The organism is Micrococcus sp. KT16 (genome assembly GCF_003315015.1).
In the GTDB taxonomy this organism is placed as follows: domain Bacteria; phylum Actinomycetota; class Actinomycetes; order Actinomycetales; family Micrococcaceae; genus Micrococcus; species Micrococcus luteus.
Window position 1 is genome coordinate 126,733 of record NZ_QNRG01000005.1, and the last position, 9,740, is coordinate 136,472.

A 9,740-nucleotide genomic window follows, 5' to 3' on the forward strand; every position below is an offset into this window, starting at 1 on the left:
ACATCCTCATGAGCGCATCCACCCCACGACGCCGCGTCGTCGACAATGAGGGACACGAGCACGTGTACCCGACCACCTCCGCCATCGAGCAGGTCAACCTGCTCAACCCGGGCGGGGTGAGCAACAAGGGGCTCCAGGCCGGCAAGGTCGGCCTGCTCGGGGCGGTGGTGATCGGCGTCTCCGTCGTCGCCCCCGCCTACACGTTGACCTCGGGCCTCGGGCCGACCATCAGCACCGTCGGCACCCACGTGCCCGCGATCCTGCTGCTCGGCTTCATCCCGATGCTCCTGGTGGCCCTCGGCTACCGGGCGCTGAACACGCGGGTGCCGGACTCCGGCACGTCGTTCACCTGGGCCACGCACGCCTTCGGGCCGTATGTCGGGTGGATGGGCGGCTGGGGGCTCATCGCCGCCTCCGTGATCGTGCTGTCCAACCTGGCGGCCGTCGCCGTCGACTTCACGTTCCTGCTGCTCGCCCAGATCACCGGGAGCCAGGCCATCGCGGACCTGGCCGGCAACCTGTGGGTCAACATCCCCCTGACCCTGGTGTACCTGGCCCTGGCCGGATGGATCTCGCACCGCGGCATGGAGACCACCAAGCACCTGCAGTACATCCTGGTGGCCTTCCAGATCCTGGCCCTCGGTGCGTTCGCGGTCGCCGCCCTGACGCAGTCCTCCCGTGGCGCGGGCTTCGACCCCACCCCGGTGCAGCTGGACTGGTTCAACCCGTTCACCGCGGGCGACTTCAGTGTGGTCGCGGCCGGCGTCTCCCTGTCCATCTTCCTGTTCTGGGGCTGGGACGTGACCCTCACGATGAACGAGGAGACCAAGGACCCCGAGCGCACCCCCGGCCGGGCCGCCGCCGTCACCGTGTTCGTCATCATCGCCGTCTACATCCTGTCCGCCCTGGCCGTGATCTCCTGGGCGGGCATCGGCTCCGAGGGCCTGGGCGCGGGCAACCCGGACAACCAGGAGTCGATCTTCGCGGTCCTCGCCGGCCCGATCCTGGGCCCCTTTGCCGTGATCATGTCCAGCGCGATCCTCGTCAGCTCCCTGGCCTCCCTGCAGTCCACCATGGTCTCCCCGGCCCGCACCCTGCTGGCGATGGGCTTCTACCGGGCTGTGCCCGCGCGCTTCGCCGAGCTGAGCCCCCGGTTCAACAGCCCGGCCTTCGCGACCTGGGTGTGCGCGGGCTTCGCCGGCCTCTTCTACGTCGTCACGCGGCTGCTCTCCGAGAACGCCCTGTGGGACACCATCACCGCTCTGGGCCTGATGATCTGCTTCTACTACGGCATCACCGCCCTGGCCTGCGTCTGGTACTTCCGCCGCGAGTGGTTCACCTCGGTGGGCAACGCCCTCACCACCTTCCTGTTCCCGCTGATCGGCGGCCTCGTGCTGCTGGTGATGTTCTGCGTGACCGCGATGGACTCCACCGACCCCGACTACGGCTCCGGCTCCTCCGTGTTCGGTGTCGGCACCGTGTTCATCCTGGGCATGGGCGTGCTGGCCATCGGCGTGGTACTGATGATGTGGACGCGGCTGCGCCACCCGGCCTACTTCCGTGGCGAGACCCTGCCGCAGACGGACTCGACCCGACCCATCCCGATCATCCGTCCGGACGACGACGGCACTGCCGTGGTCCGGGACCCCAACGAGAGGACCCACTCATGAGCACCCCCACCGGCTATCGCGTGCAGGACCCCAGCACCGACCAGGTCGTGGAGACCTTCCCCGCCCTCGCCGACGGTGAGGTCGACCAGGTGCTGGCCGCCGCCGAGACCGCCCAGCGCGCATGGGCCGCCCGCCCCATCGAGGAACGCGCCACCATCGTGCAGAAGGTCGCGGACCTCTTCGAGGAGCGCAAAGACGAGCTCGCGCAGATCATCGCCACCGAGATGGGCAAGCGCGTGACCGAGGGCGTCGAGGAGGCGGAGTTCAGCTCGGCCATCTTCGGCTACTTCGCGGACAAGGGCCCCACCCTCGCCGCGGACCGCCCCATCGAGACCTACGGGGGCGGCCGCGCCATGATCCGCCACCTGCCCCTGGGCGTGCTGCTGGGGGTCATGCCCTGGAACTTCCCGTACTACCAGATCGCCCGTTTCGCCGCGCCGAACCTCATGCTCGGCAACGCGATCGTGCTCAAGCACGCCGAGATCTGCCCCCGCTCGGCCCTGGCCGTGCAGCAGATCATGGACGACGCCGGCGTGCCGGCCGGCGTGTACACCAACGTCTTCGCCACGCACGACCAGATCGCCGAGTTCATCGCCGACCCGCGCGTGGCCGGCGTGTCCCTGACCGGCTCCGAGCGGGCCGGCTCCGTGATCGGCGCGCTCGCGGGCCAGCACCTCAAGAAGGCCGTCCTCGAGCTCGGCGGGTCGGACCCGTACATCGTGCTCGACGCCGAGGACCCGGCCGAGGCCGCCCGCACCGCGTGGGCGACCCGCATGTACAACATGGGCCAGGCCTGCAACTCCAACAAGCGCATGATCGTCACGGCGGACATCCACGACGCCTTCGTGGCCGAGCTGGTGTCCCTGGCCGAGGCCATGAAGCCCGGGGAGGCCGCCGACGAGGACCCGACGGTGTTCACCCCGCTGTCCTCGCGCGGTGCCGCCGAGCGCCTGGCCGAGCAGGTGGAGCGGGCCCGGCAGCAGGGGGCGACCGTCCACGTCGGCGGGACCGTCACGGACGAGGCGGGCGCCCGCTTCGCCCCGGCCGTGATCACGGGCGTCACCTCCGAGATGGACGCCTACCGCGAGGAGCTCTTCGGCCCCGTCGCAGTCGTCTACAAGGTGGAGTCCGCGGACGAGGCGCTCGCTCTCGCCAACGACTCCCAGTACGGCCTGGGCGGCGCCGTGTTCTCCCAGGACGAGGCTCAGGCCGAGCGGATCGCCCGGCAGCTCGAGGTCGGCATGGCCAACGTCAACACGCCGGCGGGAGAAGGGGCGGAGATCCCGTTCGGCGGCATCAAGCGCTCCGGCTTCGGCCGCGAGCTCGGCCCGCTCGGCATGGACGAGTTCGTCAACAAGCAGATGTACTTCGTCCAGGACTGACACCCCACGACGACGACGGGCCCGCCTCCGGTGACCGGAGGCGGGCCCGTCCGCGTCCCGCCGGCGTGGCGGGAGCGATGGGTCAGCGACGCGCATGTCGCACAGCGGGTTCTAGGCTGGCGCGCCCTTGTCCCTTCAACCGGGGCGCGGCCATCATGGACCGGATCCCCGTCGAGAACTGCAGAATCGAGAATGTCTGATGTACCCCACCCCGATTACCTTCGACGTGGCGCGCGCCGGCCGCGCTCTCGCCCAGGTCAGTGTCCGCACCCTGGCCACCGCGGCCGGTCTCGAGAAGGAGCAGCTGCGCCGCTTCGAGAAGGGGCTGGCCGACCTGCGGGTGGACGAGCGTCTGCGTCTGGAGAAGGCCCTGCTGAAGTACGGCGTCGGGCTGGTCCCGGAGGACGAGTTCGGCGGCACGGGGGTCCGCCGGATCTTCACCGCCGAGAAGTCCCGGCGCATCGAGGCCATGGAGAACGAAGGCGGCCCCGCGTACGAGGACGACATCTGAGTCCTCCGCCGACAGGCGGACGGCCCCGCATCCCGGGCAGGGATGCGGGGCCGTCGTCGTCGGTCCGCCGGTGGCGGGGGCTCAGGCGGACTGCAGCGCGTTCGTGACCTCGCTCAGGCCCTCCTTGAGGAGGTCTTCACCGATGGTCAGCGGCGGCAGGAAGCGTACGACGTTGCCGTAGGTGCCGCAGGTGAGCAGGATGACGCCGGCGGCGCGCACGGCCGCGGCCACGGTGGCGGTCAGCGTCGCGTCCGGCTCGCCGGTGGCGGGGTCCACGAACTCGATCGCCATCATCGCGCCGCGGCCGCGGACCTCGGCGATGCGGTCGTCGGCGTTCTGCGCGAAGTGCTCGCGGATGACCTGCTCGATCCGGCGGGCCTTCTCCAGGAGACCGTCCTCCTCGACGGCCTCGAACACGGCGAGCGCCGCCGCCGTGGCGACGGGGTTGCCGCCGTAGGTGCCCCCGAGGCCGCCCGGGTGCACGGAGTCCATCACCTCGGCGCGGCCGGTGACGCCGGAGAGCGGCATGCCGCCGGCGATGCCCTTGGCGGTCGCCATCAGGTCCGGCTCGATGCCCTCGGTCTCGGAGGCGAACCAGGCGCCGGTGCGGGCGATGCCGGACTGGACCTCGTCCGCGATGAACAGGACGTCGTTGGCCTTGCACCACTCGACCACGGCCGGCAGGAAGCCCTCGGCCGGGACGATGAAGCCGCCCTCGCCCTGGATCGGCTCCATGATCACGGCGGCCAGGTTGTCGGCACCGATCTGCTTCTCCAGCGCGGAGATGGCACGCTGCGCGGCCTCGGCGCCGGACAGGCCGTCGCGTAGCGGGTAGGAGCCGGGCACGCGGTAGATCTCGGGGGCGAACGGTCCGAAGCTGTGCTTGTAGGGCATGGACTTGGCGGTCAGCGCCATCGTCAGGGTGGTGCGGCCGTGATAGGCGTGGTCGAACGCGGCCACAGCCTGCTTGCCGGTGTAGGCGCGGGCCACCTTGACGGCGTTCTCCACGGCCTCGGCGCCGGAATTGAACAGGGCGGTGCGGGTCTCGCCGGGGATCGGGCTGGTGCGGTCCAGCTGCTCGGCCACGGCCACGTAGCCCTCGTAGGGCGTGATCATGAACGAGGTGTGGGTGAACTGCGCGACCTGCTCCTGGACGGCGGCCACGACGCGCGGGTGGGAGGCGCCCACGGAGGTGACGGCGATGCCGGAGGCCAGATCGATCAGGCGGTTGCCGTCCACGTCCTCGAGGATGCCGCCCGCGGCGCGGGCCGCGTACACCGGCATCGTGGTGGCCACGCCGGCTGGGACGGCGCGCTTCTGGCGCTCGGCGAGCTCACGGGAGCGTGGGCCGGGCAGCTCGGTGGCCAGGTGGCGGGTCTGCTCGAGGTCGGGGGTGGCGGTCATGGGGATGCCTCCTGGGGACGGCTCACGGGGAGCGGGGACGACGGGTGGGCACGACGACGACGCGTCGGGCCGCGTCCTCCCATGGTGGGGCGTCGAGGCCATGCCGTCCAGTGATGATCCGGCATGGAGGCTATGCTTATCCGGCATGGAGGAGAAACTGCTCAGGGCCTTCGTCACGGTGGCCGAGGTCGGCACGGTCTCGGGGGCCGCGATCCGCCTGGATCTCCTGCAGTCCGCGCTCAGTCGGCAGCTGCAGCGGCTTCAGCGTGAGCTGCGCCTGCCACTGTTCGCCCGGGTCGGCGGCCGGCTCGAGCTGACGACGGCCGGCGAGGCGTTCCTCCCGGTGGCGCGCGAGGTCCTCGTCGCCCATCGCCGGGCGGAGCAGGCGGCCCGCACGCTCGCCTCCGGTCGGCTCACGGACGTGGCCGTGGCCGCACCGGGCACCACCCTCATCGACGTCGTGCTGCCGTTCGTGGCCACCTTCGGGGAGGAGGACCCGCGCCCGCGCGTCGCGGAGACCCAGCTGGACGACTCGCTGCTCGACGCCGTCGCGCGGCACGACCTCGTGGTGATGCCGACGGTGCCGCCGCCCTCCGTCGCGTCGCTGCCGCTGATGGACCTGCCGGTCTGGGCGTACGTCGCCCCGGGCCACCCCTGGGCGGGCCGGACGCGAGTGTCCCTCAACGAGCTCGTGGCCCAACCCGTCGTCGCGCCCGCCCGCACCTTCATGGCGCGGCGCGTCCTCGACGGCGCCGTGGCCGTGGCGGGCCTCACGCCGCCGGCCCTCACCGAGGCGAACTCCGGGCGGGTGGCCCAGGCCCTGGTCGCGACGGGGGCGGGCGTCGCCGTCGTCACCGAGGACCCGGCCTTCGGGCTGACGCCGGTGCGGGTCATCGCGCAGGGGCGGACGCTCGCGGTACGACTGCACGCGGCGTGGCGGGAGGACCACTTCGCCGCCGAGACGCTGCAGGCGCTCGCCCGTCGCCTGCAGGCCTTCGTCCGGGACCGCTATGCCGAGCCCGGGGATGACGCGCCGCGCTGAGGCCGGAGCGCGTGAGACCATGCCGTCGTCGGACGCGGCCCCGGGCGGGCCGCGTCGATGCACACGAGGGGAGAACCCGGATGAACACCACCGTCCGACGCGCCCTGTGGGTGGTCCTGGTGCTGCTGTGCCTGGGCCTCGTGTTCCTCGCGCTGCGCGGGGTGCTGGCGGTCGGCGCCGTGCCGATCAGCGCTGCCCCCACCCTCAGCGCCACGGCGTCCGCGACCCCGTCGCCGTCGTCCTCAGCACGCTCCACGCCCAGCCCTGCACCGACGGCCACACCGACCCCGACGCCGACCCCGTCCTCCGCGGCACCCACGGGCGAAGCGGCGGTTCCCGGCGGGACCCAGGAACCCGCCGGCACGCCCACATCGGCGGAGCCCACGCCGTCCGAGGAGCCGACCCCCACCGAGGAGCCGGCCCCCGCCGCGGCCGCCCACCTCTCCGGCCCCGCCGCCCCGTGGGACGAGATCACGGCGACACCCGTGCACGTGGACGTCCACCAGGACGGCGAGCAGATCGTCGGAGCGGGGATCGACCTGACACAGTTGGACGAGGGCGGCGACCTCGACCCGGAGCCGCAGACGGTCGGCTGGTACGGTCCGCCGCAGTGGGGCACCACGCCGGGGGAGCGCTCCCCGTACGCGGGGGTCCTGGCCGGGCACGTCGTCTACTACGGCGTGCGGGACGTGTTCTGGAACCTGGGCGACGTGCGGGCGGGCGCCGTCGTCGTGGTGACGTACGACGACGGCACGCAGGCCGCCTTCGAGGCGGACGCGGACGCGGTCTCGGTGGAGAAGGAGGCGCTCACCCAGGATCCGGCGCACCGCTGGGCCTGGGAGCCCGGGGGCGATGACGCAAAGGTCACGCTGATCACGTGCGACCTCGTGCCGGGCACCGGGATGGCCGGGAACGCCTTCAACAACTGGGTGGTGCAGGCCACCCGCGTCGCCTGAGGCCGCGGCGACCCCGGGGCCGGGAGGCCGGAGGGGTACCCTGGGGAGGCCGGGGCGGCCGACCGCGTCGGACCGCCATTGACCCCGTGACCGGGTGACGACCGCCGAGAGGACCTGCGCCCATGAGCCGAGCCGACATCGCCCCCGCCCGCGTGCGCCCCCGCCGCTGGAGCGTGGCCGTCGGAGGGGCGCTCCTGAGCATCACCCTGGCCACCGGCGGCTGCAGCGTCGCCGAGGAGCCCGGACAGACCGGTGGCACGGAGGCGGGGAACACCTACCTGGAGGGCGTGCTGGCCAGCCCCAGCCAGACGTCCGCCGACCCGCTCGCGGCGGACATCCAGTTCGCGGGTCTGCTGCTGCGCAACCACCGCGACGCGATCCAGCAGTCCGATGAGGTGCTGGGCAAGGACGGCGTGGACCAGGAGATCCGGGCCACCGCCGAACGGATGAAGTCCGAGCACGAGGAGCGGGCGCGCCGGCTCGAGTCGATGCTCGAGGGCTGGGGCGTCCCCTCGGATGACGTGCGCGGTGCGGGTGCCGAGGCGACCCCGTCTGCGCAGCCCGAGTCCACGGAGGACGCGGAGCCGGCGGAGATCGTGGGCGACGAGCTGCGCGCCGGACTCCTGTCCGACCGGGAGAAGAACGTGCTGGCCGCCGCCGAGCCGGAGGAGGCAGGACGGATCTACCTGCTCCAGATGCGCCGCCTCTATCAGGGCGCGCTGACGATCTCCGCCACGGAGGCGGAGGACGGCTCGGACGACGCGGCGAAGGAGCTGGCCTCCAGCGTGGTCGAGGGCCACCGCAAGGAGCTGGAGAGCTTGGCCGCGACGCTCGCGGAGATGGGCGTGATCGGGTCGAGCGGGGCGCGCACGGCGGAACCGTCCGGGTTCACCGGCCCCATCAAGATCGAGGGCACCGGCGCCGACGGCGGCTCCGTCCCCTCGGACTTCGTCCCGGAGCCGCTGCAGCGGGTGCGCAACTTCCGCGCCACCCAGAAGCCGGTGCTGCCGTCGTCGAGCTCGCCCAGTTCCTCCAGCGCGTCGGGCTCCGCCAGCGCGTCCGGCCGGGACGCCGAGGACCAGCGGGGGCGGGACACCGCATCGGCGAGCCCGTCGCCCAGCCCGGCCGACACGGCGCAGGCCACCCCGCGCCCCTCCTCCGGGGCAAGCCCCTCGCCCAGCGCATCCCGCTGACACACCGGCCGGCCGGGCGGCCCGATCCGCATCGCGCGTCGCCGTGACCGAGTCGATAGCGCTTCGTCACCGGATGGTGACCCGCCTCACGTCCGTGCGGCGTAGATTCGTGCCGACGCGGCGAGTGCGGCATCCGGTCGACCTCGGGCGTCCGAGCCGGAGAACCCTTCGGCCCGTCGCAGCACCGCACCCCTGGAGGAGCACGATGCGCACCGCCCGACCGACCCGCCTTGCCGCCGCCCTGGGCGCCGGCGTCCTTCTCACCGGCCTGGGGGCGACCCCTGCCCTCGCCTCACCCGCCCACCCCGCTGGATGGACCGCCGAGCACGGCCTGCCCGGCGGATCCTTCCTCGTGGCCGGCGCGGAGGGTGAGACCGGTGCCTCCTTCGGCACCGAGTTCGAGGTGGACGAGTCCGACGTCCGCCTGACGGTGGCTCCGGTGCTGGAGGGGGAGGCCCGCGGCGCCGAGACCGAGGTCCCGTTCACGTACGACGACGAGTTGGAGCGCGGTGACTTCGACGTCGCCGCGGCCCGGCGGAGCCTGGGCGAGTCGGGGACCGGTCCCGTCGTCTACACCCTCTACGTCCTGGGCGGCGAGGTGGCCGCCCTCACCTACGGTCCGGACGCCGACCTCACCGACGCTGACCCGGGCGAGCCGCTGCGCGCCGACCAGCGTCATGAGCTCGGCTTCCACATGCTCCCCACCGCCTGGGACACCACCCTGCTCGCGGCGCCGGGGGAGCGACACGTGTTCATCTCCTCGTACACGGGCGATGAGGCGGCGCCGCTGACGCTCGTCGCGGGCCCGGCCGAGGGTCGGGTCGTCGAGGTGACGGAGGAGGAGACCGGCGGGCCGCGCGGCTACGTGTACCAGGCGCCCGAGGGCTTCACCGGATCCGACACCGTCACCCTGCGGGCCACGAGGGACGGCGTGACGACGACGCGGACGGTGACCGTGCGGTTCGGCGACCCCCGCGTGGACCTCTACGACTGGGAGAACGGGCGGATCCCGGGGTTCGTGACCTTCCCCGTGGCCGGCCTGTTCGACGACGCTGCAGCTCCGGGCCAGCCGGCCGATCACGACACCCCCACCTCGCCGGCGGGGCCCGAGACCCCCGCGGAGCCGGCCGAGGGCGAGCACACGGTGCCGGACGCGGTCGAGACCGGGCGTGGTCTCGGGGCGTGGCCCGCCGCCGTCGCGGTGCTGGCCGCCGGCGTCCTGGCCGTGGTGCGCCGGCACCGCGTCGCGGCCTGACCGCGCCGGTCAGCGGGGCGCGAGCAGCGCGCTCTTCTCCGGGTGCTCGTCGAACCACTGGGCGACGTACCAGCACATCGGCACGATGCGGCGGCCCCCTGCGGGGCCGCCGTTCGTCGCGATGTCCTCGACGGCGCCCGCGGTCAGCGCGGCGGCGTGGCCCCGGCCGCGGTGCACCGGGATGGTGAACGCGCGGTTCAGGGAGACGGCCGCGCCGTTGTCCCGGAAGTCGGGGCGTGTCAACTTGTCTGTGTAAGCGGGGTGGTCACAGGTAGGGGTTGATCCGGTCGGGGTAGGCCGCGGCGAGCTGGGCGAGGGCCTGCTTCC

General features: G+C 72.9%; 9 protein-coding genes. 7 read left to right on the forward strand and 2 right to left on the reverse strand.

Annotated features, from left to right (window positions below; translation table 11 throughout):
* Window positions 1–8: 8 nt before the first annotated feature.
* From DE149_RS06615 to DE149_RS06625, 3 genes are all read left to right on the forward strand, one after another.
* The gene (locus DE149_RS06615; protein ID WP_036316957.1) at window positions 9–1,670 is read left to right on the forward strand and encodes an APC family permease; all 1,662 of its coding nucleotides are present in this window, start codon (window positions 9–11) and stop codon (window positions 1,668–1,670) included.
* A complete protein-coding gene (locus DE149_RS06620) occupies window positions 1,667–3,052 on the forward strand; it encodes an NAD-dependent succinate-semialdehyde dehydrogenase (protein ID WP_113914192.1) in 1,386 nt (461 codons plus the stop codon). The genes DE149_RS06615 and DE149_RS06620 overlap by 4 nt, the downstream gene beginning before the upstream one ends.
* Before the next feature lie 199 nt (window positions 3,053–3,251).
* Window positions 3,252–3,563, forward strand: a complete 312-nt coding sequence (locus tag DE149_RS06625) for a hypothetical protein (RefSeq protein WP_036340936.1) — start codon at window positions 3,252–3,254, stop codon at window positions 3,561–3,563.
* 81 nt (window positions 3,564–3,644) lie between these two features.
* Here the strand turns inward: DE149_RS06625 and gabT are convergent, their stop codons facing one another.
* Window positions 3,645–4,967 (reverse strand): 4-aminobutyrate--2-oxoglutarate transaminase, encoded by a 1,323-nt coding sequence (gene gabT, locus DE149_RS06630; protein ID WP_041103009.1) that lies wholly within the window; start codon window positions 4,965–4,967, stop codon window positions 3,645–3,647.
* A 145-nt stretch (window positions 4,968–5,112) separates the two neighbouring features.
* On the opposite strand from gabT, the gene DE149_RS06635 reads away from it, so the two are divergent.
* The 4 genes from DE149_RS06635 to DE149_RS06650 all read left to right on the forward strand — a co-directional run bounded on the left by DE149_RS06635 (window position 5,113) and on the right by DE149_RS06650 (window position 9,413).
* Window positions 5,113–6,009 carry a LysR family transcriptional regulator gene (locus DE149_RS06635; RefSeq protein ID WP_041103011.1) on the forward strand — a complete coding sequence of 299 codons (897 nt, stop codon included), beginning with the start codon at window positions 5,113–5,115 and terminating at the stop codon, window positions 6,007–6,009.
* Between the two features lie 80 nt (window positions 6,010–6,089).
* Entirely contained in the window at window positions 6,090–6,965 is an 876-nt protein-coding gene (locus tag DE149_RS06640) for a class F sortase (protein ID WP_041103013.1), read from the forward strand.
* Window positions 6,966–7,087: 122 nt separating this feature from the next.
* Window positions 7,088–8,158 carry a DUF305 domain-containing protein gene (locus tag DE149_RS06645; protein WP_113914193.1) on the forward strand — a complete coding sequence of 357 codons (1,071 nt, stop codon included), beginning with the start codon at window positions 7,088–7,090 and terminating at the stop codon, window positions 8,156–8,158.
* Between the two features lie 205 nt (window positions 8,159–8,363).
* On the forward strand, window positions 8,364–9,413 hold the full coding sequence (locus tag DE149_RS06650) for a hypothetical protein (RefSeq protein WP_113914194.1): 1,050 nt from the start codon (window positions 8,364–8,366) through the stop codon (window positions 9,411–9,413).
* A gap of 9 nt (window positions 9,414–9,422) precedes the next feature.
* On the opposite strand, the gene DE149_RS06655 is transcribed toward DE149_RS06650, so the two are convergent.
* A complete protein-coding gene (locus DE149_RS06655; RefSeq protein ID WP_233490716.1) occupies window positions 9,423–9,656 on the reverse strand; it encodes a GNAT family N-acetyltransferase in 234 nt (77 codons plus the stop codon).
* Window positions 9,657–9,740: the final 84 nt, after the last annotated feature.

Coding starts and splice junctions, on each gene's coding strand:
- gabT (WP_041103009.1), bottom strand. CDS start 4,967: ATGACCGCCACCCCCGACCTCGAGCAGACCCGCCACCTGGCCACCGAG.
- DE149_RS06640 (WP_041103013.1), top strand. CDS start 6,090: ATGAACACCACCGTCCGACGCGCCCTGTGGGTGGTCCTGGTGCTGCTG.
- DE149_RS06620 (WP_113914192.1), top strand. CDS start 1,667: ATGAGCACCCCCACCGGCTATCGCGTGCAGGACCCCAGCACCGACCAG.
- DE149_RS06645 (WP_113914193.1), top strand. CDS start 7,088: ATGAGCCGAGCCGACATCGCCCCCGCCCGCGTGCGCCCCCGCCGCTGG.
- DE149_RS06615 (WP_036316957.1), top strand. CDS start 9: ATGAGCGCATCCACCCCACGACGCCGCGTCGTCGACAATGAGGGACAC.
- DE149_RS06650 (WP_113914194.1), top strand. CDS start 8,364: ATGCGCACCGCCCGACCGACCCGCCTTGCCGCCGCCCTGGGCGCCGGC.
- DE149_RS06625 (WP_036340936.1), top strand. CDS start 3,252: ATGTACCCCACCCCGATTACCTTCGACGTGGCGCGCGCCGGCCGCGCT.
- DE149_RS06635 (WP_041103011.1), top strand. CDS start 5,113: ATGGAGGAGAAACTGCTCAGGGCCTTCGTCACGGTGGCCGAGGTCGGC.